20 protein-coding genes and 5 tRNA genes are annotated in these 26,684 nt (G+C 60.4%); 18 read left to right on the top strand and 7 right to left on the bottom strand.

The annotated features are described in order from the left end of the window. Positions 1-45 precede the first annotated feature (45 nt). Complete coding sequence (gene nirB, locus Q390_RS0109110) at positions 46-2,496, bottom strand: nitrite reductase large subunit NirB (RefSeq protein ID WP_027995782.1); 2,451 nt, start codon at positions 2,494-2,496, stop codon at positions 46-48. 425 nt (positions 2,497-2,921) lie between these two features. On the opposite strand from nirB, the gene Q390_RS0109105 reads away from it, so the two are divergent. Together Q390_RS0109105 and Q390_RS0109100 are read left to right on the top strand one after the other, a co-directional pair. Beyond that, the gene (locus Q390_RS0109105) at positions 2,922-3,569 is read left to right on the top strand and encodes a DUF937 domain-containing protein (RefSeq protein WP_027995781.1); all 648 of its coding nucleotides are present in this window, start codon (positions 2,922-2,924) and stop codon (positions 3,567-3,569) included. A gap of 62 nt (positions 3,570-3,631) precedes the next feature. Further along, complete coding sequence (locus tag Q390_RS0109100) at positions 3,632-4,072, top strand: CBS domain-containing protein (RefSeq protein ID WP_027995780.1); 441 nt, start codon at positions 3,632-3,634, stop codon at positions 4,070-4,072. 52 nt (positions 4,073-4,124) lie between these two features. Here the strand turns inward: Q390_RS0109100 and hpnC are convergent, their stop codons facing one another. After that, positions 4,125-4,994, bottom strand: coding sequence for a squalene synthase HpnC (gene hpnC / locus Q390_RS0109095; protein ID WP_027995779.1), 870 nt, complete (start codon positions 4,992-4,994; stop codon positions 4,125-4,127). Positions 4,995-5,089: 95 nt separating this feature from the next. Here hpnC and Q390_RS0109090 point away from each other — a divergent pair, with 95 nt between their 5' ends. From Q390_RS0109090 to Q390_RS0109030, 13 genes are all read left to right on the top strand, one after another. Next, positions 5,090-6,355, top strand: coding sequence for an efflux RND transporter periplasmic adaptor subunit (locus tag Q390_RS0109090; RefSeq protein ID WP_051603144.1), 1,266 nt, complete (start codon positions 5,090-5,092; stop codon positions 6,353-6,355). A 7-nt stretch (positions 6,356-6,362) separates the two neighbouring features. Then, positions 6,363-9,557 (top strand): efflux RND transporter permease subunit, encoded by a 3,195-nt coding sequence (locus Q390_RS0109085; protein WP_027995777.1) that lies wholly within the window; start codon positions 6,363-6,365, stop codon positions 9,555-9,557. Positions 9,558-9,641: 84 nt separating this feature from the next. After that, positions 9,642-9,728 (top strand) — tRNA-Leu (locus tag Q390_RS0109080). A 73-nt stretch (positions 9,729-9,801) separates the two neighbouring features. Continuing rightward, positions 9,802-11,112, top strand: a complete 1,311-nt coding sequence (gene tig, locus Q390_RS0109075; protein WP_027995776.1) for a trigger factor — start codon at positions 9,802-9,804, stop codon at positions 11,110-11,112. 125 nt (positions 11,113-11,237) lie between these two features. After that, on the top strand, positions 11,238-11,846 hold the full coding sequence (clpP, locus tag Q390_RS0109070) for an ATP-dependent Clp endopeptidase proteolytic subunit ClpP (protein WP_027995775.1): 609 nt from the start codon (positions 11,238-11,240) through the stop codon (positions 11,844-11,846). A gap of 108 nt (positions 11,847-11,954) precedes the next feature. Continuing rightward, entirely contained in the window at positions 11,955-13,223 is a 1,269-nt protein-coding gene (clpX, locus tag Q390_RS0109065; protein WP_027995774.1) for an ATP-dependent Clp protease ATP-binding subunit ClpX, read from the top strand. 146 nt (positions 13,224-13,369) lie between these two features. Beyond that, positions 13,370-15,793 carry an endopeptidase La gene (lon, locus tag Q390_RS0109060; protein WP_027995773.1) on the top strand — a complete coding sequence of 808 codons (2,424 nt, stop codon included), beginning with the start codon at positions 13,370-13,372 and terminating at the stop codon, positions 15,791-15,793. Between the two features lie 92 nt (positions 15,794-15,885). After that, positions 15,886-15,961 (top strand) — tRNA-Gly (locus Q390_RS0109055). Between the two features lie 69 nt (positions 15,962-16,030). After that, positions 16,031-16,104, top strand: a tRNA-Cys gene (locus tag Q390_RS0109050). Between the two features lie 110 nt (positions 16,105-16,214). After that, positions 16,215-16,290, top strand: a tRNA-Gly gene (locus Q390_RS0109045). A gap of 129 nt (positions 16,291-16,419) precedes the next feature. Then, positions 16,420-16,512: transfer RNA gene (locus Q390_RS0109040), tRNA-Leu, on the top strand. Between the two features lie 13 nt (positions 16,513-16,525). Continuing rightward, positions 16,526-17,167, top strand: coding sequence for a DUF6806 family protein (locus Q390_RS0109035; protein WP_027995772.1), 642 nt, complete (start codon positions 16,526-16,528; stop codon positions 17,165-17,167). 20 nt (positions 17,168-17,187) lie between these two features. Then, a complete protein-coding gene (locus tag Q390_RS0109030) occupies positions 17,188-17,712 on the top strand; it encodes a M48 metallopeptidase family protein (RefSeq protein ID WP_027995771.1) in 525 nt (174 codons plus the stop codon). 76 nt (positions 17,713-17,788) lie between these two features. On the opposite strand, the gene murI is transcribed toward Q390_RS0109030, so the two are convergent. Then, a complete protein-coding gene (gene murI, locus Q390_RS0109025; RefSeq protein WP_027995770.1) occupies positions 17,789-18,658 on the bottom strand; it encodes a glutamate racemase in 870 nt (289 codons plus the stop codon). A 69-nt stretch (positions 18,659-18,727) separates the two neighbouring features. Continuing rightward, positions 18,728-20,281 (bottom strand): fumarate hydratase, encoded by a 1,554-nt coding sequence (locus Q390_RS0109020; protein ID WP_027995769.1) that lies wholly within the window; start codon positions 20,279-20,281, stop codon positions 18,728-18,730. A gap of 132 nt (positions 20,282-20,413) precedes the next feature. On the opposite strand from Q390_RS0109020, the gene fumC reads away from it, so the two are divergent. Beyond that, positions 20,414-21,817 carry a class II fumarate hydratase gene (gene fumC / locus Q390_RS0109015; RefSeq protein ID WP_027995768.1) on the top strand — a complete coding sequence of 468 codons (1,404 nt, stop codon included), beginning with the start codon at positions 20,414-20,416 and terminating at the stop codon, positions 21,815-21,817. 102 nt (positions 21,818-21,919) lie between these two features. Then, positions 21,920-22,174 carry a DUF2249 domain-containing protein gene (locus Q390_RS0109010; RefSeq protein ID WP_027995767.1) on the top strand — a complete coding sequence of 85 codons (255 nt, stop codon included), beginning with the start codon at positions 21,920-21,922 and terminating at the stop codon, positions 22,172-22,174. Between the two features lie 66 nt (positions 22,175-22,240). On the opposite strand, the gene mnmH is transcribed toward Q390_RS0109010, so the two are convergent. Next, positions 22,241-23,308 (bottom strand): tRNA 2-selenouridine(34) synthase MnmH, encoded by a 1,068-nt coding sequence (gene mnmH, locus Q390_RS0109005; RefSeq protein ID WP_027995766.1) that lies wholly within the window; start codon positions 23,306-23,308, stop codon positions 22,241-22,243. A 93-nt stretch (positions 23,309-23,401) separates the two neighbouring features. Here mnmH and selD point away from each other — a divergent pair, with 93 nt between their 5' ends. After that, a complete protein-coding gene (gene selD / locus Q390_RS18045; protein ID WP_051603143.1) occupies positions 23,402-24,496 on the top strand; it encodes a selenide, water dikinase SelD in 1,095 nt (364 codons plus the stop codon). Between the two features lie 17 nt (positions 24,497-24,513). Here the strand turns inward: selD and Q390_RS0108995 are convergent, their stop codons facing one another. Further along, on the bottom strand, positions 24,514-25,908 hold the full coding sequence (locus Q390_RS0108995) for a Fic family protein (protein ID WP_027995765.1): 1,395 nt from the start codon (positions 25,906-25,908) through the stop codon (positions 24,514-24,516). A 136-nt stretch (positions 25,909-26,044) separates the two neighbouring features. Continuing rightward, positions 26,045-26,680 (bottom strand): riboflavin synthase, encoded by a 636-nt coding sequence (locus Q390_RS0108990; protein ID WP_037472599.1) that lies wholly within the window; start codon positions 26,678-26,680, stop codon positions 26,045-26,047. Between the last annotated feature and the right edge of the window lie 4 nt (positions 26,681-26,684).

The following is a 26,684-nucleotide window of genomic DNA, read 5'->3' as shown; positions in this document are numbered from 1 at the left end:
GCTATTCCTTTGGTAGCTGCTAACGTTTGCAAATAAAGGGCGGATTCAGGCGGCGCTGGCAATCGGGATGAACTGGCGCTCATCCACCCGGGCCTTCTCGAATTCGAACCACGGATCTGGCTCGCCCGCCAGCGTGTCCTGCAGCCGTGCCCACAGCACGGCGCGGCCAGCCGGGTCGCCGAGGATTTTTTTCTTCACATGCTCCAAGCCGACACGGGCGACGTAGTGCACGGTGCGCTCTAGGTACCAGCCCTCTTCGCGGTACAGCTGCATGAAGGCGCCGGTGTGCTCCATCACTTCTTCGGCGGTTTTGAGCTTGGCGAAGAACTGCGCCACTTCGGTTTTGATGCCGCCGTTGCCGGCCACATACATTTCCCAGCCGCTGTCCACGCCGATGATGCCGACGTCCTTGATGCCGCTTTCGGCGCAGTTGCGTGGGCAGCCGCTGACGGCAAACTTCACTTTGTGCGGTGCCTGCATCCCGACAAAAGCGCGCTCCAGGTCTTGCCCCATCTTGGTGCTGTCTTGCGTGCCCATGCGGCACCACTCACTGCCGACACAGGTCTTGACGGTGCGCAGCGCCTTGGCGTAGGCGTGGCCGCAGGGCATACCGATATCGCGCCAAACGCCTTGCAAGTCTTCTTTCTTCACGCCCAGCAGGTCGATGCGCTGGCCGCCAGTGACTTTGACCGTGGGAATCTGGTACTTGTCCACCACATCGGCAATGCGGCGCAGTTCAGCCGCCGTGGTTTCGCCGCCCCACATGCGCGGCACCACCGAATAGGTGCCGTCTTTTTGGATGTTGGCGTGGCTGCGCTCGTTGATGAGGCGGCTTTGCGGGTCGTCCTCGGCTTCATGCGGCCAGCTGCACAGGCGGTAGTAGTTGATGGCCGGGCGGCAGGTCGGGCAGCCGTCGGGTGTCTTCCATTCCAAGAAGCGCATCACCGCCGCGTTGGTCAGCAAATGGTGCTGGACGATGGTGTCGCGCACCGCTTGGTGGCCATGGTCGGTGCAGGCGCAGACGGGCTTGGTCTTGGGCGTGGCCGAGTAGTCGCCGCCCGCCGTAGCCATCAAAATCTGCTCCACCAAACCGGTGCATGAGCCGCAACTGGCGCTGGCCTTGGTGTGCTTGCGCACTTCGTCCAGGGTGAACAGGCCTTTGTCCTGGATGGCCTTGCAGATTTGGCCCTTGGTGACGCCGTTGCAGCCGCAGACCTCATCGCTGTCTTGCATGGCGGCAGCCTTGTTGTGGCCTTGGTGGCCGGCGTCGCCCATGTTGGATTCGCCAAACATCAGCCGCTCGCGCAGATCGCCGACAGCGCGGCCATCGCGCAGCAATTTGAAGTACCAGCTGCCATCGACCGTGTCGCCATATAGGCAAGCGCCGACCAGCTTGTCGTCTTTGATAACCAGCTTTTTGTAGACGCCCGAAGAGGGGTCGGAAAGCACGATTTCTTCGGTGCCTTCACCGCCTTGGAAATTGCCGGCCGAGAACAGGTCGATGCCGGTGACCTTGAGCTTGGTCGAGGTGAGCGAGCCCACATAACGGCCAATGCCGAATTCGGCCAAGTGGTTGGCCAACACCTTGCCCTGCTCAAACAGCGGAGCCACCAGCCCGTAGGCGATGCCTCGGTGCGCTGCGCACTCGCCCACGGCGTAGATGCGCGCGTCGGTGGTGGTCTGTAGCGTGTCGCTGACCACGATGCCGCGGTCCACATGCAGGCGCATCTGCTCGGCCAGCGCGGTGTTGGGACGAATGCCCACCGCCATCACCACCAGGTCGGCGGGCACTTCGGAGCCGTCCTTGAACTGCACGCGGGCCACCCGACCGTCGGCGTTGCCCAGCAACGCCTGCGTTTGCGCCTGCATCAGGAACTGCATGCCGCGCTCTGCCAGCGACTTTTGCAGCAGCGTGCCGGCCACGCGGTCGAGCTGGCGCTCCATCAGCCACTCGCCGGCGTGCACCACCGTGACTGCCATGCCGCGCTTCATCAGGCCGTTGGCGGCTTCCAGACCCAGCAAGCCGCCACCGATGACCACCGCATGGCGGTAGCGCGCGGCGGCGTCGATCATGGCCTGGGTGTCGGCAATGTCGCGGTAGGCCAGCACCCCCTGCAGGTCCTTGCCGGGCAGGGGCAAGATGAAAGGCGTGGAGCCCGTCGCCATGATGAGGCGGTCGTAGGGAGCGGTGAGTGTGGCGCCTGCACTGTCCGTCGCACTGACCAAGCGCCGCATCCGGTTGACCTCGGTGACCGTGAAGCCAGTGTGCAGCGTGATGCCGTGGTCGGCGTACCACTGCCGGTCGTTCAGGACGATGTCGTCCAGCGTCTGCTCGCCGGCCAGCACCGGCGAGAGCAGGATGCGGTTGTAGTTCGGGTGTGGCTCGGCGCCGAATACGGTGATGTCGTACAGATCAGGCGCGATCTTGAGCAATTCTTCCAGCGTGCGGACGCCCGCCATGCCATTGCCCACCATTACCAACCGGTGTTTGTTCATCGGGAGCCTCGCTTGCAGTTGAGAGAAACAAAAAAGTGGCGGAGCTAGCGGCAGCGCTACTGCACAATGGCCCACGTGCCATCCGCTTAGGGCGGTTTCCCTAAACATAAAGCAATGTTCATGCCATGTTTTGTCGGCTGTAAATTTGAATCAAATAGGGCGCTGGCGCTGGAGGGAAGTGACTCCCTTGCTATGGAAATCAAATAGATGAAAGCCGGCGCCCGCCCTTGTCTGTCCTTGCCAGGGCCCTGTCCGGTGCACTGCGCTGCACCAGCTTGGGTAGATGGTTGCGCTGGGCTGCACCAGATTGGGCATGCCAGAGCCTTCGTGCACGCTGGCATGGCACTGGCACGATCTGCATGGCCGCTTGGCTGTCTTGCCGCTACGATGGTCTTTCAACGCCACTCCTTTTGAAAGAAGCTTCCATGACTACCTCCTCGCCTTCCCTTGTTGAAGAACTGATGTCCCAATTGCAAGGCGCGCCGCTGCAACAAATGGCGCAGCAGCTGGGCACCGATACCGCCCAGATGCACAGTGCCGTGAGTGCTGCGCTGCCCTTGATGCTGGGTGCGCTGGGGCGCAATGCGGCACAACCGCAGGGCGCCATGGATTTGTTCGGCGCACTGCAGCAGTACCAGGACGGTGCGGCTGGCGGTTTGAGTGGCTTGGGCGGGCTCGGTGGTTTGCTGGGTGGCCTGCTCGGTGGCGGCCACTCTGGCGGCGCCAGTGCGGCACCCGATGGCGCCGCCATCCTGGGCCATATTTTTGGTGGCAATCAGCAGCGCGTTGAAGCGGGTCTGGGCCAGGCCACCGGTCTGGGTGCCCATGCCGGGCAATTGCTGCAGATGCTGGCGCCTATCGTGATGTCCTTCTTGGCGCAGCGCGCCAGCGCCGGCGGCCTGAGCGCCGATGGCCTGGGCCAGGTGCTGGGGCAGGAACATGCACGTGTGCAGCAGCAAGGCGGCCTGGGCGGTGGTTTGCTCGCTTCCCTGCTGGACCAGGACGGTGATGGCCAAGTGGGCCTGAGCGATCTGATGAAAATTGGTGGTAATTTTCTCGGCGGCCGCCGCTGACAGGCGTGCCGCGCCACAGTACTGAAATACTCTCGTATATCGCTATTTTTTAGGAGGATCCCATGACGGTTGTTGCTGAAATTCTCAAATCCAAACCCGATGGTCTGGTGCATTCCATTCGGCCGACGGCCTCGGTACTGGAGGCGCTGCAAAGCATGGCCGACCTGCACATTGGTGCCTTGCTGGTCATGGAAGGCAGCACCATTGTGGGTATCGTGACCGAGCGCGACTACGCTCGCAAAATCGCCCTGATGGGGCGAACTTCGGTGGCTACGTTGGTGCGTGATGTCATGACCACGGCGGTGATGTATGTGCAGCCGACACAGACCAGCGAAGAGTGCATGGCGCTGATGACGGAAAACCGTCTGCGCCACCTGCCGGTGGTCGAGGACGATGCGCTGGTGGGCATGATTTCTATTGGTGACCTGGTCAAGGACATCATCTCCGAGCAGAAATTCATCATCGAGCAGATGAAGCACTACATCACCGGCCGCAATAGCTGAGCCTGAGCACTGCGGGCGCTGGCGTTGTCACTAGGCCCGGTGGCGGGCCTTTTCACATGGCCCATGCGCGCGCCAGCATCAGCGGCCCGTCCCAGGCACGGATGCGCGGGCGGGTGTGCAGGCTGGCGCCGCGCAGGGCATCCACTTTGGCCAGAATGCGCAATCCGCCTTGCACCACCAGGCGCAACTCCCAGCCGGCGCGGCCCGGCAAGCGGTGGACCAAGGGAGAACCTTTTGTCATGCTAGACCTTGCCCAGTCTGCGCTATCAGCTATTAATTGTGTAGTGTGCAGCGTGTTGCGCCGGGCCAGCAGGTCAGTGCGTTGCACGCCATGGGCGGCGCAATCGGCTTCGGGCAGGTAAAAGCGTCCACGGGGCAGATCCACGCTCAGGTCTTGCCAGAAATTGATGAGTTGCAGCGCGGTGCAGATGGCATCGCTTTGCTCCAGCGCGGACGGCGCTTGCACGCCATACAAGTGCAGCAACAAACGCCCCACCGGGTTGGCCGAGCGGCGGCAATAGTCCAGCAGTTCGGCGCGGTCGGCGTAGCCAGCAGCGGCGTCGGTTTTAGCCACGTCTTGCGCAAAAGCACTCAGCAAATCGTCCAGCAGGGGTATCGGTAGCTGGTGGCTGCGCAAGATGCCGGCGAGCGGTAAAAACACGCTGGCCCAGCGCGGCGATGGTGCGGCGCCGGCGGCGATAGCTTGTAGGTCGGCGCGGTAGTCGGCCAGATCCTGCAAGCGCTCGGCAGCTGTTGCGTTGCCCTCGTCGGCGATGTCATCGGCGGTGCGGGCAAAGGTGTAGATAACGGCAATCGGCGCGCGCAACTGCGGCGGGCACAGCAGCGAGGCCACCGGAAAATTTTCATAGTGCGTCACCGGAAGCGGTGCGCTGGAGGGGGCAGGGTGGTTCACGGCGCGCATTGTCGCAGCAGCCTGTTCAGCCGGTTGTCTTCTTTCTTGACAGTGTCAGGGCTATCCCCTAAATTACTAACCAGCCAGTCATTAAGAGATGCATCATGGAATTTGTCGTGCGCACCCGCTCCACAGTTTTGCCCCGGGCAGAATTTTTATGGCCCCCATCGGGGCTTTTTTTCCGTCTGGACAGGCGGGGGCGGGCGCTGACCGGGGTGACGGTCACAGCGCTGGCCGTACTGGTGGCGGGCTGTTCGCGCCCCGAGCCGCCGCCCGAGCCGGTGCGCTCGGTCAAGCTGCTGACGGTGGGTGTGACCGCGCTGCAATCGCAGATTGAATATGCTGGGGAGGTGCGCGCACGTGTCGAGTCGCGCCTGGGCTTTCGTGTTGCCGGCAAGATCGTGCGGCGCCAGGCCGAACTGGGCCAGCGCGTGCGCGCCGGCCAAGTGTTGGCGCAGCTCGATCCGCAGGACTACCAGTTGGCCGCACAAGCTGCGCAGGCGCAAGTGAGCGCAGCGCAGACACAACGTGATTTGGCGGCAGCTGATTTCAAGCGCTATGCCGCGCTGAAAGCGCAGAACTTTATTAGCGGCGCCGAACTGGAGCGTCGCCAAGCAACGCTCCAGGCGGCGCAGGCGACGCTGGCGCAGGCGCGCGCGCAGTCGTCGTCGCAGGGCAACCAGACGGACTACACGCGCCTGCTGGCGGATATGGCCGGGGTGGTCACGGGGATTGACGCCGAGCCTGGCCAGGTGGTGGCGGCTGGCACGCCGGTGTTGCGCATTGCCCAGGATGGCGCGCGCGACGTGGTGTTTGCCGTGCCGGAAGACAAGGTGGCGCAGATGGCTCCGGGCCAGGCGGTGCGCGTGCGCGCCTGGTCGGGCGGCGAGACCCTGGTGGGCCGTGTGCGTGAGGTGGCGGCCAGCGCTGACCCGGTGACGCGCACCTATGCGGTCAAGGTCGGGTTAGACGGCGCCACGGCGCTGCCGCTGGGGGCCACGGTGTATGTGGCGCCGCAGGGCCTCGGTCACGCCGGCACCCAGGCCATCACGCTGCCGACGACGGCGCTGCGCCAGCAGGGCCAGGGCACGGCGGTGTGGGTGTACGAGCCGGCGACCAGCACGGTGCGCTCGCAGGAAGTGGAGATTGCCAGTGCCGATGGCAACGCCGCGGTGGTGGCCTCGGGCCTGACGCCGGGCATGCAGGTGGTGGCGACGGGCGTGCATGTGCTCTCGCCTGGGCAGAAAGTGGTGATTTATGAGTCAAAAGTGCCTGGAGCGCCCGCCAATCAAGCGCCGTTAGCTCCTGATAACGCAGCAGATAAGGCCGCTCCTGCGGTGCAACCGGCAGCCTCTGCTGCCAAGCCGTGAGCCTGTCATGACGCCAGTCGAACCAACCAAGGGTTTTAACCTCTCCAAATGGGCGCTCGATCATCCGGCGCTGACGCGCTACCTGATGGTGGTGCTGCTGCTGATGGGCGTGGGGGCTTATTTCCAACTCGGGCAGGACGAAGACCCGCCCTTCACTTTCCGCGCCATGGTGGTGCGCACCTATTGGCCCGGCGCGACGGCGCAGCAGGTGGCAGAGCAGGTCACCGACAAGATTGAGCGCACGCTGCAAGAGGTGCCTTACGCCGACAAGATTCGCAGCTATTCCAAGCCGGGCGAGTCGCAAATTATTTTTCAGATCAAGGATTCATCGCGCGCCTCCGAGGTGGCGGGCGTCTGGTATGCCGTGCGCAAGAAGATTGGCGACATGCGTTACACCTTGCCGCAGGGTGTGCAGGGGCCGTTTTTCAACGACGATTTTGGCGATGTCTATGGCGTCATTTATGCACTGGAAGGCGAGGGGTTCAGTAACGCCGAACTGAAGGTGTTTGCCGATGATCTGCGCCAGCAACTGCTGCGCGTACAGGACGTAGCCAAGGTCGAGTTGTTTGGGGTGCAGGACGAGAAAATCTTCATTGAGATTTCGCAAAAGCGCCTGTCGCAATTCGGTTTGGACATGAATCAGGTCTTGGCGCAGTTAGGCCAGCAAAATGCCGTTGAAAGTGCCGGCACGGTGCAAACCGCGCAAGACCAGGTGCAGGTGCGCGTGGCCGGCCAGTTCAATGCCATTGAAGACCTGCGCGCCATGCCGATCCGCGGGGCCTCAGGGCGGCAGCTGCGCTTGGGCGATATTGCCGAAGTCCAACGCGGTTATGTCGATCCGCCCAACGTCAAGGTGCGCTTTGAGGGCCAAGAGGTGATTGCGCTGGGGGTGTCGATGGCCAAGGGCGGCGACATCATTCGCCTGGGCAAGGCCTTGCACGCCACCACGCAGCGCATTGAAAAGCAGCTGCCGGCCGGCGTGCAGCTGGTGAATGTGCAAGACCAGCCCCAGGCCGTGGCCAGCTCGGTCAATGAGTTTGTCAAGGTGCTGATCGAGGCGGTGGTGATCGTGCTGGCGGTCAGTTTTGTCGCGCTGGGCCTGCACCAGCGCAGTGGGCCCCAACCGTGGTGGAAGCGCTGGTATATCGACCCACGCCCGGGTCTGGTGGTTGGGATCACCATTCCGCTGGTGCTGGCCGTTACTTTCCTGGCCATGTGGTACTGGGATATTGGCCTGCACAAAATTTCGCTCGGCTCGCTGATCATTGCGCTGGGCTTGCTGGTGGACGATGCCATCATTGCCGTCGAGATGATGGTGCGCAAAATGGAAGAGGGCTACGACAAGGTGCGCTCGGCCACTTTTGCCTACGAGATCACCGCTATCCCGATGCTGACCGGCACGCTAATCACGGCGGCGGGTTTTCTGCCGATTGGCATTGCCCGCTCCATGACCGGCGAATACACCTTTGCGATTTTTGCCGTGACGGTGATTGCGTTGGTGCTGTCGTGGATCGTCTCGGTGTATTTTGTGCCCTATCTAGGCACGCTGCTGCTGAAAACGCCGGCACACGTCGAACTGTTGCCGGCCATTCCAGGTGCTGCGCCGGGTATCACGGCGCATCCGCACGAGGTGTTTGATAGCGCGTTCTACAACACCTTTCGGCGCACGGTGAACTGGTGCGTCGAGTACCGCTGGCTGACCATTGGCGCCACCTTGCTGATTTTTGCGCTGGGTATTTTCGGCATGGGCCGGGTCCAGCAGCAGTTCTTCCCCGATTCAGCACGGCCCGAAATCATGGTCGATGTCTGGTTCCCGGAAGGTACCTCATTTGCCGGCAACGAGGCGGTGACGCGCCGCGTCGAAGCACGCCTGCGCGCCGAGCCGGGCGTGGCTAATGTGGCGACCTGGGTGGGCTCGGGCGTGCCGCGTTTTTACCTGCCGCTGGATCAGGTGTTTCCCCAAACCAACGTCTCGCAATTCATCGTCATGGCGCAGGACGTGAAGGTGCGCGAAACCTTGCGTGTCAAACTGCCTAGCCTGCTGGCCAGCGAATTCCCGGAGGTGCGCGGCCGCGTCAAGCTGCTGCCCAGCGGGCCGCCGGTGCCGTACCCAGTGCAGTTTCGCGTTGTCGGGCCTGATCCGGCGGCACTGCGCGTGCATGCCGATGAGGTCAAGGACGTGCTGCGTGCGGCAGAGCAGATGCGCGGCGTCAACGACAACTGGAACGAGTCGGTCAAGGTGCTGCGCCTGGAGGTCGATCAGGCCAAGGCGCGCGCCTTGGGCGTGACCAGCCAGTCGATTGCCCAGGCATCGCGGGTGATGCAGTCGGGCATGCAGGTCGGTCAGTACCGCGAGGGTGACAAGCTGATCGACATCGTGCTGCGCCAGCCCGAGGATGAGCACCGCTTCATCAGCGATATTGCCAACGCCTACCTGACCACGGCCTCGGGTCAGTCAATTCCGCTGACGCAGATCGCCAAGCCAGTGCTGGCCTGGGAGCCGGGCGTGATGTGGCGCGAAAACCGTGACTACGCCATCACCGTGCAGGGCGACGTGGTAGAGGGTCTGCAGGGCGCTACGGTGACGCAGGTGCTGTTGCCCGAGCTGCGCAAGATCGAGGCCGCCTGGCACGGCGCTGGCCAGAACGCCTACCGCATCGAGGTGGCAGGCGCAGTCGAAGAAAGCTCCAAGGGCGCGTCGTCGATTGCGGCCGGCATTCCGATCATGTTGTTCATCACCTTCACGCTGCTGATGCTGCAACTGCACAGCTTCAGCCGTGCCATGCTGGTGTTCCTGACCGGGCCGCTGGGCATTGCCGGGGTGGCGGCGGCATTGCTGTTGTTGGGACGGCCGTTTGGCTTCGTGGCGCTGCTCGGCGTGATCGCGCTGATGGGCATGATCCAGCGCAATTCAGTCATTCTGATCGACCAGATCGAGAGCGACCGGGCACGCGGCGTGCCGACGTGGACGGCGATTGTTGAATCGGCGGTGCGGCGTCTGCGGCCTATCGTGCTGACGGCTGCCGCGGCAGTGCTGGCCATGATTCCGCTGTCGCGCAGCATCTTCTGGGGACCGATGGCGGTGGCCATCATGGGCGGGCTGATCGTGGCCACGGTACTGACCTTGCTGGCGCTGCCAGCCATGTATGCCGCGTGGTTTCGAGTGCGTCGGCCCGAATCCGTGCCGATGGATGTGGATTGAGACCACGCCAACAGGTTAAAATCTAAAGTTGACCAATTTCACGCAGGCGACAAGACAATTTGCCGCCTGCTTGTTTGATAGATTGCGCGGGTGGCGAAATTGGTAGACGCACCAGGTTTAGGTCCTGACGGTAGCAATACTGTGGGGGTTCGAGTCCCCCCCCGCGCACCACCATGTAAAACTTTGCCAACACGGCGCCGCTGCACAGTTCAACGGCCCGTGTGACTAAACACTAGGAATAGCCATGGCCGTTACCGTTGAGACCCTTGAAAAGCTGGAGCGCAAGATCACCCTGAGCTTGCCCTTGGCCACCATCCAGACCGAGGTGGAGTCGCGCCTCAAGCGCCTGGCACGCACCGTAAAGATGGACGGTTTCCGTCCCGGTAAGGTGCCTATGAAGGTGGTATCCGAGCGCTATGGCTATTCTGTCCAGTACGAAGTGCTGAACGACAAAGTCGGCGAAGCTTTTGCCAGCGCTGCCAACGAAGCCAATCTGCGTGTCGCCGGCCAGCCCCGCATCACCGAAAAAGAAGGCGCCCCGGAAGGTCAGGCCACGTTTGATGCCGTCTTTGAAGTGTTCCCGGAAGTCAAGATCGGTGATTTGGCCGAGGCCGAAGTCGAGAAAATCTCGACCGACGTGACCGATGACGCCATTGAGAAAACCATCGACATTCTGCGCAAGCAGCGTCGCACCTTTGCGCAGCGCGCAGCAGACGCAGCCGCCCAGGACGGCGACCGCGTGACGGTGGACTTTGAAGGCAAGCTGGAAGGCGAGTCATTTGAGGGCGGCAAAGCCGAAGGCTTCCAGTTCCTGGTCGGCGAAGGCCAGATGCTGAAAGAGTTTGAAGACGCTGTGCGCGGCATGAAGATCGGCGAAAGCAAGACCTTCCCGCTGGCCTTCCCCGAGGAATACCACGGTAAGGATGTAGCCGGCAAGACCGCCGATTTTCTGGTGACGCTGAACAAGATCGAAGCTGCCAACTTGCCTGAAATTAACGATGCCTTGGCCAAGTCGCTGGGTATTGCCGACGGCACCGTCGATGGTCTGCGCGCTGACATCAAGAAAAACCTGGAGCGCGAAGTCAAATTCCGTTTGCTGGCACGCAACAAGGCCGCCGTGATGGATGCCCTGTTGACCAAGGCCGAACTGGATTTGCCCAACTCTAGCGTGCAGTCTGAAATCGAACGCTTGAAAACCAGCGCTCGCGCTGACCTCAAGCAGCGCGGTGTGAAGGATGCGGACAAGGCAGAAATCCCTGACGATATTTTCCGTCCCCAAGCCGAGCGCCGCGTGCGCTTGGGTCTGGTAGTGTCCGAGCTGGTGCGTGCCAATGAGCTGTATGCCAAGCCCGAGCAACTCAAGGCGCATATCGATGAGTTGGCTGCCAGCTACGAAAAGCCGGAAGATGTGGTGCGCTGGTACTTTGGCGACCGCCAGCGCCTCGGCGAAGTCGAGGCCGTGGTGATTGAAAACAATGTTGCCGACTTTGTCATGAGCAAAGCCAAGGTGACCGACAAAGCGTTGTCGTTTGACGAACTGATGGGCCAAGGCTGATCGCCCGCCCTTGAGCCGCGCGCCTGCATGGGCGTTACGCTGGCGTATGGCATCCGGGGGCTTGTGCTTTGGCGCACAAGCCCCAATTCGTTTCTGGGTACAGTACCCGCCTGACTGGAGAAATAATGAGCACACAGGAAATTCAAGGCTTGGGCATGGTTCCCATGGTCATCGAGCAGTCGGGCCGTGGCGAGCGGTCCTACGATATTTATTCGCGTTTGCTCAAGGAGCGCGTGATTTTTTTGGTCGGCGAGGTCAATGACCAGACCGCCAATCTGGTGGTGGCACAGTTGCTATTTCTGGAGAGCGAAAACCCTGAAAAGGACATTTCTTTCTACATCAACTCGCCTGGCGGCAGCGTCACGGCAGGCATGGCGATCTATGACACCATGAACTTTATCAAGCCCGACGTGTCTACGCTTTGCTGCGGTTTTGCGGCCAGCATGGGCGCTTTCCTGCTGGCTGCAGGTACCAAGGGCAAACGCTTTTCATTGCCCAACTCCAAGGTCATGATCCACCAAGTTTTGGGTGGTGCACGTGGTCAGGCGACCGACATTGAAATCCATGCCCGTGATATCTTGCGCACCAAGGACCAGATGAACCGTATCTTGGCTGAGCGCACTGGACAGCCATTGGAAAAAATCCAGCGCGATACCGAGCGTGATTACTTCCTGACGGCCGATGAGGCTAAGGACTACGGCCTGATCGACGAAGTGATCGCCAAGCGCTCTTGAGCGCTTCCATCGGGCGCGCACGGGGTTTTGCTCTAGGCAGGCATCGCTGCGTTCTGGCTATCCTCCACCATTTCTCTAGTAATACTAGTCATACAAGGCATTGTTCTCATGGCCGATAAAAAAGGCTCTTCCAGCGAAAAAACCCTTTACTGCTCTTTTTGCGGAAAGAGTCAGCACGAGGTCAAGAAGCTGATCGCCGGTCCTTCGGTTTTTATCTGCGACGAATGCATTGACCTGTGCAATGAAATCGTCCGGGACGAGCTTCCCGCCGAAGAAGCGAGCAAGGATGGGCGTGGCGATCTTCCGACACCGGCAGAAATCAAGGCTAATCTCGATAGTTACGTTATTGGTCAGGAGCCTGCCAAGCGCACGCTGGCGGTAGCGGTCTACAACCACTACAAACGGTTGCGTCATAAGGAAAAGGCTGGTAAGGACGATGTCGAATTGTCCAAAAGCAACATCTTGCTCATCGGCCCAACGGGTTCTGGCAAGACGCTGCTGGCGCAAACTCTGGCACGCATGTTGGACGTGCCGTTTGTCATGGCCGACGCCACCACCCTGACCGAGGCCGGTTATGTGGGCGAAGACGTTGAGAACATCGTGCAAAAGCTGCTGCAAAGCTGCAACTACGAAGTCGAACGTGCCCAACGTGGCATTGTGTACATCGACGAAATCGACAAGATCTCGCGCAAGTCAGATAACCCGTCGATCACCCGTGATGTCTCTGGTGAAGGCGTGCAACAAGCGCTGCTTAAACTGATTGAAGGCACCATGGCCAGCGTGCCGCCGCAGGGTGGACGCAAGCACCCAAACCAGGATTTTTTGCAGATCGACACGACCAACATCCTGTTCATTTGCGGCGGTGCTTTTGCCGGGCTGGAAAAAGTCATCGAAAACCGCACCGAAGCTTCGGGTATTGGTTTTGGCGCCACAGTCAAGAGCAAGAAGCAGCGTTCGCTGTCGGATGTATTCACCGAGATCGAGCCGGAAGACCTGATCAAATTTGGTCTGATCCCGGAGTTGGTTGGCCGTATGCCGGTGGTGACTGCCTTGACTGAACTGAGTGAAGACGCGCTGGTACGCATTTTGACAGAGCCGAAAAATGCCCTGATCAAGCAGTACGGCAAATTGCTGGCCATGGAAGGCGTTGAGCTGGAAATTCGTCCCGCTGCGCTGAAGGCCATTGCTCGCAAGGCGCTTGCGCGCAAAACCGGGGCGCGCGGCTTGCGCTCAATCCTGGAGCAGTCGCTCATTGGTACCATGTTTGATTTGCCCAATGCCACCAATGTCGAAAAAGTGGTGCTGGATGAATCGACTATCGATGAAGACAAGCCGCCGCTGTTGGTGTACCGCCGGGAAGCAGCCAAAAAGGCTTGAGAAAGGATGTCGGGGATGGTGTAGTGACTCCACGTTCCCCACCATTTCCTTCCATCTGCGTCAACCCCTGAGCCAGCGCAGGTGTGCTGGTGGGTTGCAAATGCCTGCAAGCGGACCATATTCAATCCAATTTCATGAGGATTCCCATGTCCGGACATTCCCCCCTGCTCGCTACCCCCATTGATTTGCCGCTGCTGCCTTTGCGCGATGTGGTGGTATTTCCCCATATGGTCATTCCACTGTTTGTTGGGCGGCCCAAGAGCATCAAAGCGCTTGAATTGGCGATGGAGACCGACCGCCGCATCATGCTGGTGGCCCAGAAGGCAGCGGCCAAAGACGAGCCCTCGGTTTCCGACATGTTTGCGGTCGGCTGTGTCTCGACCATCTTGCAGATGCTCAAGCTTCCCGATGGTACGGTCAAGGTGTTGGTCGAAGGCCAGCAGCGTGCCCAAGTCAATGCCATTGAAGATCTGCAAACCCACTTCACTACTACGGTGACGCCGGTGCAGGCCACTCAAGGTGACTACAAGCCCAGCGAAATCGAGGCGCTGCGCCGCGCAGTGATGCAGCAGTTTGATCTCTACGTCAAACTGAATAAAAAAATTCCGCCGGAGATTTTGACTTCCATTTCCAGCATTGACGACCCGGGCCGTCTGGCAGACACCATTGCCGCCCATTTACCGCTCAAGCTGGAAAACAAGCAGGCGGTGCTGGATTTATCTGACGTCAAGGCGCGCCTAGAAAATCTCTTCGAGCAACTTGACCGCGAAGTGGACATTTTGAACGTGGATAAAAAAATCCGCGGCCGTGTCAAGCGCCAGATGGAAAAGAACCAGCGCGACTTTTATCTGAACGAGCAAGTCAAGGCTATCCAGAAAGAATTGGGCGAGGGGGAAGAGGGCGCTGATCTGGAAGAGGTCGAGAAAAAAATCAAGCTGGCCAAGATGCCAACTGAGGCACGCAAAAAGGCCGAAAGTGAGCTGAAAAAGCTCAAACTGATGTCACCCATGTCGGCTGAAGCCACCGTAGTGCGCAATTACATCGACGTGCTGATCTCCTTGCCTTGGAGCAAAAAGACCAAGATAAAACACGATTTGGGCCATGCTGAAATTGTGCTGAACGAAGACCATTACGGCCTGGATAGGGTCAAGGACCGCATCCTGGAATACCTTGCGGTGCAGCAGCGTGTGACCAAGGTGAAGGCACCCATTCTTTGCTTGGTAGGGCCACCGGGCGTGGGTAAAACCTCCCTGGGCCAATCCATTGCCAAGGCCACCGGGCGCAAATATGTGCGCGTGGCGCTGGGCGGGATGCGCGATGAGGCGGAAATTCGCGGGCATCGGCGCACCTACATTGGCGCCATGCCGGGCAAAGTGCTGCAAAGCCTGGCCAAGGTCGAGACGCGCAATCCGCTGTTCCTGCTGGATGAGATCGATAAGCTGGGCACGGATTTTCGGGGTGATCCCTCCAGTGCCTTGCTAGAGGTGCTTGACCCTGAGCAGAACCACACCTTTGGCGATCATTATGTCGAGGTTGATTTTGACCTGAGTGATGTCATGTTTGTGGCTACCTCGAACTCGATGAACATCCCTTCGGCGTTGCTCGATCGCATGGAAATCATTCGTCTGTCGGGATACACCGAAGATGAAAAAACCAATATCGCCATGAAATATCTGCTGCCCAAGCAGATGGCCAACAACGGCGTCAAAGACGAGGAATTGCAGATCACGGAGGGTGCTGTGCGCGACATCGTGCGCTATTACACCCGTGAGGCAGGTGTGCGTTCGCTGGAACGCGAACTCTCCAAAATCTGCCGCAAGGTGGTGAAGGCGTTGCTTCTCAAGGAGCGCACGCCCCAGGTGGTGGTGACGGCCGACAATCTGCCCGATTTCCTCAGTGTGCGCAAATACACCTACGGCCTGGCGGAACAGCAAAACCAGGTGGGCCAAGTGGTGGGTCTGGCGTGGACCGAAGTGGGCGGTGACCTGCTGACCATTGAGGCTGTGACCATGCCCGGCAAAGGCGTGATCACGCGCACTGGTTCTCTGGGCGATGTGATGAAAGAATCGGTCGAGGCCGCGCGAACGGTGGTGCGCAGCCGGGCGCGGGCGCTGGGCATCAAAGACGAAGCGTTTGAGAAAAAAGACGTGCATGTACATGTGCCCGACGGAGCCACGCCCAAAGATGGCCCCAGCGCGGGTGCCGCCATGGCCACGGCGTTGGTGTCTGCGCTCACCGGTATCCCGGTACGTGGTGATGTGGCCATGACTGGCGAGATCACCTTGCGTGGCGAAATTACCGGTATTGGTGGCCTGAAAGAAAAACTGCTGGCGGCTTTGCGCGGTGGTATCAAGACGGTTCTGATCCCGGAAGAAAACGTCAAGGATCTGCAAGAGATTCCTGATAACGTCAAAAAAGGTCTTGAAATCGTTCCGGTGCGTTGGATCGACAAGGTGCTGGAATTGGCGCTGGAGCGCAAGCCCGAGCCTCTGCCCGACGAGGAAGCTGTTGTCGTACCAGCAGTGGTGGTTGCCGATAAGGCGGCAGCACTGCCAGCAGTGAAACATTGAGTTTTAATGGATATTTTTTTGGCGCACGATAAAAAGTGCGCTACAATACATCCACTGCACTAAGCGTTGTACAATGTAAGGCTGTAGTAAATGCGGGAATAGCTCAGTTGGTAGAGCGCAACCTTGCCAAGGTTGAGGTCGAGAGTTCGAGCCTCTTTTCCCGCTCCATATATAAAAAGGGAAGCTTCGGCTTCCCTTTTTGCTAAGAAAAATAAGACAGATGGTCTTCAGAGGTTTGGCGCGATAGCAAAGCGGTTATGCCCCGGATTGCAAATCCGGTTAGCCCGGTTCGACTCCGGGTCGCGCCTCCAAAATTAAATTGTTTTTTCTTGCTAACTTCTTTTAGTCACTAAAAAATGCAATATAATTTTATACTTGCTAAACAGCATCTTTGAGAAATCAAAGTTGCCAACAAGCAAATGCGGGAATAGCTCAGTTGGTAGAGCGCAACCTTGCCAAGGTTGAGGTCGAGAGTTCGAGCCTCTTTTCCCGCTCCATTTCTAAAGGGAAGCTTCGGCTTCCCTTTTTTATTGGGGGTTCGCAACCAGCGAACTGAGAAAAATATTGGGCATTGCACGCGTGTGCGGCCCGGGTTACGCTGCAGGCTTGTCGTCAAGCCACTGCAGGCCCCGATGGTGAAATTGGTAGACACTGCGGACTTAAAATCCGCCGCTTTCCTGAAAAGGGGCGTGCCGGTTCGACCCCGGCTCGGGGCACCATTACGATTCAATCATGTCAAATTACAACGCTCCCTTCGAAATTCATGTCCATGGCCTAGTGCCTTTGCGCCCTGAAGTGGGCTACGAGCAGTTGCAAGAGGCGCTCAAGCCGTTGTGGAAGTACGCGGGTGCCCGTTCTCTGGCGGACGGCGCAGTCAGTGCCTACGAAGAGGAGCCTGGAATCCAGTTCGATGCCAAGGCGCATTCTTTGCAGTTGTGTTGGACGGTGCGCGGCGACGAAGACTTTCGCCAGTCGCTCGACGAAATGTGCATGAGTCTGAACGAATTGGCCCAGGAGGGCGCTGCCATCGAGGTGACGTTCTATGACGCCGAGTTCGATGAGGACGAAGAAGAGGAAGAAGCTGAGTCGCGCGATGATTTCCTCATGCTGTTTGTCGGCCCGACGCCGGCCGCCATCATGCAGGTACAGCGCGATTTGCTGGTGCAGGACGTGGTCAACATGATGGAGCGCCATTTTGACGGTGCCGAACTCGGCGGTGTGGTGGCTGAGATCGACCGACTTTTCAGCCAGCGCTTTGACGCTCTGGTGAATTCACTCGAAATTGGCAAGCCACCCCGTGGCCCTGGCGGCTCCGGTGGCTCGGGCGGTAGCCATGGTGGCAGCGGCGGCCGCCGTCCACGCCATCTGCACTGAGGCTGATTTCCCCCTCTCCCATGCACCGCGATCTGCCTTACTTGCGCGCCTACCCAGAGGCGCTGCAAGAGCAGGTGCGTACTCTGCTGCGGGACGGCGCCAATGGTTTGGCGCCTATGCTGCAGCGCAAATACCCGCAAGCCCATGCCGTGCGCACCGACAAGGCGCTCTACCACTACACCACCGAGCTGAAAAACCGCCATCTGCGCAATGCCGATGCGGTCAACAAGGTCCTGTTTGACAGCAAGATCCACGTTGTGCGCAATGCCTTGGGGCTGCACACCAGCATCTCGCGCGTGCAGGGCGGCAAACTGGCGGCTAAGCACGAGATCCGTGTGGCGGCGATGTTCAAACAGGTGCCGGATGAGTTTTTGCGCATGATCGTGGTGCACGAATTGGCCCACCTGCGCGAACGTGAGCACAACAAAGCCTTCTACCAACTGTGCGCCTACATGGAGCCGAACTACCACCAGTATGAGTTCGACGTGCGCCTGTACCTTACCCACCTGGAAGGCGCCGGAGCGCGTTTATGGGCGGCAGCTTGATTCTCAAGCTCTTATTTTGATAGCTTATACCACTTGACGTATAAGGGCTGCAGCCTGATTTGATTGTGAATAGAGGTCAAGCAGCCACCAGCGCTGTGCTGCAGCATTCCTGGGGCAGTTGCAGCCAGCGCGCGGCGGCGGTTTGCAGTGGTGTCAGCAGGCCAGTGGTGAGTAGCAGCGGTAAGCGCTCGGCGCTGGCTGCAGTGCCATCGGGTTGATTGGCGGTCAGTGCAGCGGCGGTATGCAGTAGGCGCCGTGTTTGCCGCGCCACAGGTTCGCCGGTGGCGATCAGGCGGATGTCAGGGCCGAGCAAATCACGCAATTCGTTTTGTGCAAATACGTAATGGGTGCAGCCCAGCACCAAGGTGTCTATTTCCCCCGATTGAATACCAAAACGGCCCATAATGCTCGTGTATCCTGCGCAAATAGCTCTTATTTCTGTAGCAAATTCAGGGCGGGATAAGTCCAGTGCCGTGCTGCGCTCAATGGCGTGCGCCAAGCCGTCGCAGGGCTGGACAATGAATTGCGCCTGCCCCTGCAATGAAATCAGCAATTTGCCAAATTTGGCGCTGTTCAACGTGCCGCGTGTGCCGATGACGCCGATGCGTCCGGTACGGCTCAGGGCGACAGCGGGTTTGAGTGCCGGCTCGACGCCGACCAGCGGCAGCTGCGGGTAGCGCGCCCGAATCTCGTGGATGGCGGCGGCGGTAGCGGTGTTGCAGGCCACCACCAGCGCCTTGATGCCGTGTTGCGCCACTAAGTGCGCCGCAATGGCGTAGCTGCGCTCGGCAACAAACTCGGCGCTGCGCTCGCCATAGGGCGCGTGGGCCGTATCGGCCAGATAGACAAAGTGCTCGTGTGGCAGTTCGGCGCGCAACGCTTGCAGCACGCTCAGGCCGCCGATGCCGCTGTCAAAAACGCCGATGGGCTGCTGAACGATGGGCATGTGGGCAGGTGGGCAGGTGGCGGCGCCTTGCCAGCCGGTGTGGCTGGCAAGGAGACATGGGGCAGAGCGTCAGGCGGCTGCTACTTCAATGCCCTTGAACTCACCGGTAGCAATGCGCTCTTGCCACTCGGCGGGGCCGGTGTTGTGGACGCTGGTGCCGCCGGCATCGACCGCCACGGTGACGGGCATATCGACCACGTCAAACTCGTAAATGGCTTCCATGCCCAAGTCTGCAAAACCGACCACTTTGGCGTGCTTGATGGCTTTGGAGACCAAGTAAGCCGCACCGCCGACGGCCATCAGGTAGGCCGATTGGTGCTTTTGGATAGCGGCAATGGCGGTCGGACCGCGCTCGGCCTTGCCGACCATGGCGATCAGGCCGGTTTGCGCCAGCATCATTTCGGTGAAGCCGTCCATGCGCGTGGCCGTGGTCGGGCCAGCCGGGCCCACCGCTTCGCCGGCGACCGGATCGACCGGGCCGACGTAGTAAATGACGCGGTTGGTGAAATCGACCGGCAGCGGCTCGCCCTTGGCCAGCATGTCCTGGATGCGCTTGTGCGCGGCGTCGCGGCCGGTGAGCATTTTGCCGTTCAAGAGCAGTGTGTCGCCGGGCTTCCAGCTGGCCACTTCCGCTTTGGTCAGGGCGTTCAGATCGACCCTTTTGCTGGTGTTGTAGTCGGGCGCCCAGTCGATCTTGGGCCACAGGTCCAGGCTGGGCGGGTCGAGGTAGACCGGGCCCGAGCCGTCCATGACAAAGTGCGCGTGGCGCGTGGCAGCGCAGTTGGGGATCATCGCTACCGGCTTGCTGGCGGCGTGCGTCGGGTAGAGCTTGATTTTGACGTCCAGCACCGTGGTCAGGCCACCCAAGCCTTGGGCACCAATGCCCAGGGCGTTGACCTTGTCGAACAGCTCTAGGCGCAGCTCTTCGACTTGGTCGAGCTTGTCGCCGCGTGCCGACTTGGCTTGCAGCTCGTACATGTCCAAGTCGCCCATCAGGCTTTCTTTGGCCAGCAGCACGGCTTTTTCAGCGGTGCCGCCAATGCCGATGCCCAACATGCCGGGCGGGCACCAGCCGGCGCCCATGGTCGGCACCGTTTTCAGTACCCAATCGACCAGGTTGTCGCCGGGGTTCATCATGATCAGCTTGGACTTGTTCTCCGAGCCGCCGCCCTTGGCTGCCACGGTGATATCCACGGTATTGCCGGGCACGATCTCGGTAAAGATGACGGCGGGGGTGTTGTCTTTGGTGTTCTTGCGGGCAAACAGCGGGTCGGCCACCACGCTGGCGCGCAGGGTGTTGCCTTCGTGGTTGTAGCCGCGGCGCACGCCTTCGTTGATGGCATCTTCCAAGCTGCCGGTGAAGTCACCCCAGCGCACGTCCATACCGACTTTCAGGAACACGTTGACGATGCCGGTGTCCTGGCAAATCGGGCGGTGACCAGTAGCGCTGAGCTTGCTGTTGGTCAAAATTTGCGCCATCGCATCCTTGGCCGCCGGGCTTTGCTCACGCTCGTAGGCGCGTGCCAGGTGGGCAATGTAGTCGGTGGGGTGGTAGTAGCTGATGTATTGCAGCGCCGCAGCAATCGAGTCGATCAGGTCTTGTTGGCGGATGGTCGTGGTCATGGATGGGGGTTCCGGTCTGATGAAGTCGCGAACCTTCGATTATCCCCTGCACGCCTTGCGCAAGGCTGTCAGCAGGGTCTGGCCCAGGGCGGGCCAGCGGGGTATGCTGGCAGTTCATTTCCAAGGATGGCCATGCATACCGACCCCAGCAACAGCACTGTTTTTCGTATCGAGCGCGACAGCTTTGGCCCCATCCACGTGCCTGCCGATCGGCTGTGGGGCGCACAAACGCAGCGCTCGCTGCAGCACTTTGCCATTGCCGGCGACCGGATGCCGCCGGAACTGCTGCGCGCGCTGGCCCAGGTCAAGCGCGCCAGTGCCTATACCAACCATCGGCTGGGTTTGCTGGACGCGGTCAAAACCACCGCCATCGTGGCGGCGGCGGACGAGGTGATTGTGGGTGGCCATGTGGACGAGTTTCCGTTGGTGGTCTGGCAAACCGGCTCGGGCACGCAAACCAACATGAACATGAACGAGGTGCTGGCCAACCGTGCCAGCGAACTGCTGAGCGGCGAACGGGGCCAGGCGCGGCTGGTGCACCCCAATGACGAGGTGAACAAAAGCCAGTCCAGCAACGATGTGTTTCCGACCGCCATGCATGTGGCCGCCGTGGACGCGCTGGTGCGCCAGCTGCTGCCAGCGCTGAACACGCTGCGCAGCACGCTGGAGATGAAATCTGAGGCGTTTGCCGATATTGTCAAAATTGGCCGCACCCACCTGCAGGACGCCACGCCGATCACGCTGGGGCAGGAAATGTCCGGCTGGGTGGCGCAGCTGGGGTCTGGTGAGCAACGGGTGCGCGCGGTGCTGCCGCAGCTGTGCGAGCTGGCGCTGGGCGGCACGGCGGTGGGTACCGGTCTGAATGCGCCGCCGGGCTACGCCGTGGCGGTGGCCAAAGAACTGGCCGACCTGACCGGCCTGCCGTTTGTCACTGCCCCCAACAAATTTGAAGCTCTGGCCAGCTGCGACGCGCTGGTGTACGCCCACGGCGCCCTGAAAACCCTGGCGGCCAGCCTGACCAAAATCGCCAACGACGTGCGCTGGCTGGCCAGTGGCCCGCGCAGTGGGCTGGGTGAAATCACCATTCCGGAAAACGAGCCCGGCTCGTCGATCATGCCCGGCAAAGTCAACCCGACGCAGTGCGAGGCGCTGACCATGCTGTGCTGCCAGGTGATGGGCAACGACGTCGCCATCAACATGGGCGGTGCGGCGGGCAACTTTGAACTGAACGTATTCCGGCCGCTGATCATCCACAATTTTTTGCACAGCGTGCGCCTGTTGACCGATGGCATCAACAGTTTCAACCTGCACTGCGCCGTCGGCATTGAGCCCGACCGCGCGCGCATTGCCGAACTGGTGGGGCGTTCGCTGATGCTGGTAACGGCGTTGAATCCACATATCGGCTACGACAAATCGGCCGAGATTGCCAAACGCGCCCACCACGAAGGCCTCAGCCTGCGCGAAGCGGCCGTGGCATCGGGCTACCTGAGCGCGGAAGAATTTGACGCCTGGGTGCAGCCGGCGCAGATGGTGTAGCGCAGCCACGATAGCAACAAGGGTAATCGGCCACGACAGCCTGGGGCCGTCCTAAAATAAAGATTCATTTTGTTTGAATCTTTTAATTTTACGGAATTGACCATGACTGCCCACGTCCACACCTCGCCCGATGCCATCTACCCGTTTGACGCCCGGGGCGTGGCCAAACGTTTTCGCCATGCCGCCATCTTTGGCGCGCTGGATGCGCTCAACACCGGCGAGACCATGCGCTTTGTCAACGACCATGATCCGCTGCCGCTGCTACAGCAATTGGCGGCGCGTTACGGCGACTCCGTACAAATCCAATACCTCCAGCGCGAGCCCGGCGCGATCGTGATTGATTTCATCCGCCAATAAAACAATAGCTTACAGCGCTTGCTGTACAAGGGTTTCAGCTATAAAACAGCCTGAAACTGTTTGTTATCAAGCAGCTACAGCTATCATTTTATTTTCCATAATCTGCTCAGCCACAGCGCTGATGCCAGCCGACGACAGATCCTGTGCGCACACCGACTGTCGTTGCGCCCACTGAAACAGGTTTTTGCTTTGCGAGCGCGCATACAGCGGGTCGTAATGCAGCGCCATCAGCTCGGCAAACAACGGTGCCAAGTCGCGTGCGAGTGCCCAGTGCTGCCAGCGATCGATGACCTGATGGCCATGCAGTTCGCGCAGACTGCCTAACTGCTGTGCCAACAACGCGGGGTCATCGCCCAGATTGGCGTAGTCACGCAGCAAAAACTCCAGCCGCACGGCCGGGCTGGCCTGGATTTCAATGCACGGGCTGGCGCGCAGGTGTTGGATCAGCGGCGGCGGTACCGAGATGCGGCCAATCTTGCTGCTTTCCGCTTCGACATAGATTGGTCGCTGCAGATCCAGGGGCTCCAGCTGCTGCCCGAGCAGCGTCTCAAACGCCGTTTGCGACGGCTGCGGCACGCCCGGCCAGCCACCCAGTACCGAGCCGCGGTGGCGCGCGCAGGCTTCTAAATCCAGTACCTGCTCACCGCGCTCGGCCAGCGCTTGCAGAATGCGCGTTTTAGCGCTGCCGGTGGGGCCGCACAGCACGCGCAGCGGCAGTTGCGGCGCCAGGGCCTCAATCAGATCAATCACATGGCGGCGCCAGCTTTTGTAGCCGCCCGCCAGTTGCTGCGCGTCCCAGCCCACCATGCGCAACCAGGTCACCATCGAGCCGCTGCGCATCCCGCCGCGCCAGCAATAGATCAGCGGCTTCCAGCGCGCCGGGCGATCGGCCAGCGGCCCTTGCAAATGGCGCGCCAAGTTGGCGGCCACAAAAGCGCCGCCGATGCGCCGCGCTTCAAACGCACCCTGCTGCTTGTAGAGCGTGCCGACAATGCGGCGCTCCTCATCGTCGAGCACCGGGCAGTTGATGGCGCCGGGAATGTGGTCGAGCGCAAATTCGGCCGGTGAACGCGCGTCGATGACGGCGTCAAAAGCGTGGCGATCGGGGACGCGCACGGGGCTGCGGTGGCTCATGGGAAGAGTTCCAGTGGGTGGGAAGGGGCGAGGAAGGGCCAATGGGATAGCGAACGGGGCACAGCGTGGGTGGCTGGCACAATCGCCGCCACTATGACCGCTACTGTTCCTGCTACCACCCCCGTTGCTTCAGAGACCATTCGCCTCACCCAGTTCGCCCATGGCGGCGGGTGCGGTTGCAAAATTGCGCCCGGCCTGCTGCGCGAGATTTTGGCACGCGCGCCCCAAGGCATCGTGCCACCCGAGTTGTTGGTCGGCACCGAGACCGCTGACGATGCCGCCGTTTATCGCTTGAATGACAGCCAAGCGCTGGTGGCCACCACTGATTTTTTCACCCCCATCGTCGATGACGCGTATGACTTTGGCCGCATTGCCGCCACCAACGCGCTGTCCGACATCTATGCCATGGGCGGCACACCGATTTTGGCGCTGGCGCTGGTCGGTATGCCCATTGCCAAGCTGTCGCCTGAGGTGATTGGCCGCGTCCTCGAAGGCGGCGCCGCCGTGTGCCGCGAGGCGGGCATTCCGATTGCCGGTGGCCACAGCATTGATGTGGTCGAGCCGATTTACGGCCTGGTCGGCCTGGGCCTAGTGCACCCCGATCGGGTGCGCCGCAACGCCGATGCCCAAGCCGGTGACGTGCTGGTGCTGGGCAAGCCGCTGGGCGTGGGCGTGCTGTCGGCGGCGCTGAAACAAGGGGTGCTGGGTGCCGCAGGCTATGCAGAAATGCTGCGCCACACGACGCAGCTCAACCGCGTCGGCATCGCGCTGGCGCAATTGGACGGCGTGCGCGCCATGACCGATGTCACCGGCTTTGGCCTGGCCGGCCATTTGCTGGAAATGTGCCGAGGCTCGCAGTTGTCGGCGTACATCAACCTGGCACAAGTGCCGTTGATCGCCAGCGCAGTGGAATTTGCCCGCCAGGGCATGGCGACTGGCGCCTCGGCGCGCAACTGGGCGGCGTACGGCAGCGAAGTGCAGTGGCCGGAGGCCGCGCCCGAATGGCAGCGCGCCCTGTTGACCGACCCGCAAACCAGCGGTGGCCTGCTGGTCAGTTGCAGCCCGGATACCGCGGATGCGGTTTTGGAGGCTTTTCGCAGCGCTGGTTTTGACAGTGCGGCGGCTATCGGCCAGATGCAGGCGAATGCGAACACCGCAGAGGGCCGCAGTCGCTTGGTGTGTGTCTGACTGAATTGTGCAAACAGTCACTTCCAGACGCCACGCCAAGCATGAAACTCACTGGGGCGCAGGCGATAGCGGGCAATGTTGCCTTCGTGCAGACTGAGTAACTGCGTCTCGACCACTTCAATGAAGCGCCCTTGGTCAGATGCTTCGATCTGCTCGTGCGCAAAGCGCTGGATGTAGCTGACGGCTTGTGGCTTGCTCATTTTTCCGCACACTACATCGGCAACAGCTTGGGCAATGTGCTGGCGGTGCTGTAGACGAAATGGGTCGGGGTCGCCTAGCGACTGGCGCACTGCGGAATAGCGGGTGCAGGAGCGTTTGTATGCCCAGACAAATACATCGCGCAGCAATTCAACCCGATTGAGTTCGTAGACACCCAGCATGGCGCTGATGTAAGTTGACTGTGAAACATCCACGAAGGACAGCGGACACAAGTTGTGCTTGATCAGCGCAATGTTGGCCGCTAGGCGCGAGACACGCTTGTTGACATCCTCGAAGGGCTGCAAATAGGGCAAGTGCACCATTGCAAAAAAGGCCTGCTCAAACGGGTCGTGTATGGCGGCGGCGGTGTCGAGCACCTGCTCAAAACACTCCTCGATCCGCTGCGGCCCCTCCAGCGGCAGGAAGGTGTTCTGCCCGATGCCGACCGAGATATTGCGCAAGCGGCCACTGGCGGTGGGGTCGTCGAGCAAGTTGTCTGACAGCAGCGCGTGCAGATTCAGCAGGGTGTAGCGATTGAAGCCAATCTCATCGGCTGCATCGATCAAAAACTCAATCGCCCCCTTGTGATTCAGAATCATCTGCGCTTCAAACGCGTTTTTACCGGTGGCTGCCTCGCCAGCGGAAATTAGCCTTTCGGTCTCCAGCAGCGAATAGGTATTGCCTTCAAGACGGCTTGAGTTCCAGGACAGATCAATCAGCAAGCGGTTGGCCAGTTGCCGCGCGTAAGTGCCTGCCGGCTCGTTGGTGCTGACCGCCTGGCCCTGCGACAGCAGTTCATCGCGAATGTTTTGGGATAGGTAATAGCTTGCGTTAGGTCGGTACTTGTCCAAAAAAGCGCGGTCGTAGCCGACCGGTGTACGCAGCATCAAGGGCTGGCGAACCAGAGATTCCACTTGCTTGGCTTCGGGTGACAAAGGAATCAAGGTTTCAGCGTAAGCCGTGGCGATGGCTTTTGCGCCGATGTCTGCCGATGCGCTCACTATCTTCCTGTGTCGATACTTGGTGGCACGCCCTTGGCCTTCGCGCAGCACGCGCTCTTGCGCCATCAGGTCATTGAGCCAGCGCTGCAAAGTACGCCGATGGGGGGGCTCAGCAAGACTTTCTTCAATCTGCTCGATGCTGGCTGCGCTGGGAAGGCGGGCAAGTGCGTCAATCACCGCTTCATAAGGGTGTGTTGGTAGGGGCTTGGTCATGGATTTTCTGTCGCGCATTGCTGTTATCGCGATATTAAGCAAAGAAAAATGTCGGTAAAGAATTATCGCGACATATTCAATGTCGCGTAATATTTTTCCTGCATCTCAAATGGCTGAAAAAATGTGACCGCCACAGTTACCGCGCCGCAGCAGGAAAATTCAGCATCCGCTCGCAATAACGCGCGATCAAGTCCACCTCTAAATTGACGCTAGAACCCGCGCGCAAATGCCCTAGTGCGGTGTTTTGCACGGTGTGCGGAATCAGGTTGATGCTCATCTCGCAGCCTGAGCCGTCTGGCAGGTCGGCAATGCGGTTCACTGTCAGGCTGACGCCATTGACGACGATGGAGCCCTTGTAGGCCAAAAACCGCGCCAGCTCGGGCGGGGCCAGCACGCGCAGCTCCCAGCTCTCGCCGACCTGCGCAAAGTGCGTGACGCTGCCCAGCCCATCGACATGCCCCGACACCAAATGACCGCCCAAGCGGTCGTTGGCGCGCAGGGCTTTTTCTAAATTGATCGGGCCGATGGCGTCCAGACCCGCTGTTTTGGACAGCGACTCGGCAGAGATGTCGATGGTGAACTGCTGCTGCGCCGGTGACAGCGTGGTCACGGTCATGCAGGCGCCGTTGAGCGCAATGCTGTCGCCCAAGCTGACATCGTCCAAATACGCAGGCGGCGCTTGAATGGTCAGGCGCTTGCCATGGCCGGGCGCGTCGCCCAAAGAGTGCACGGCGGCGATGCGCCCCATGCCGGTGATGATTCCTGTAAACATGGGG

It is taken from the genome of Simplicispira psychrophila DSM 11588, assembly GCF_000688255.1.
In the GTDB taxonomy this organism is placed as follows: Bacteria; Pseudomonadota; Gammaproteobacteria; order Burkholderiales; family Burkholderiaceae_C; genus Simplicispira; species Simplicispira psychrophila.
The sequence above is the reverse complement of the archived record's forward strand: the minus strand, read 5'-3'. Positions and strand labels throughout refer to the sequence as shown.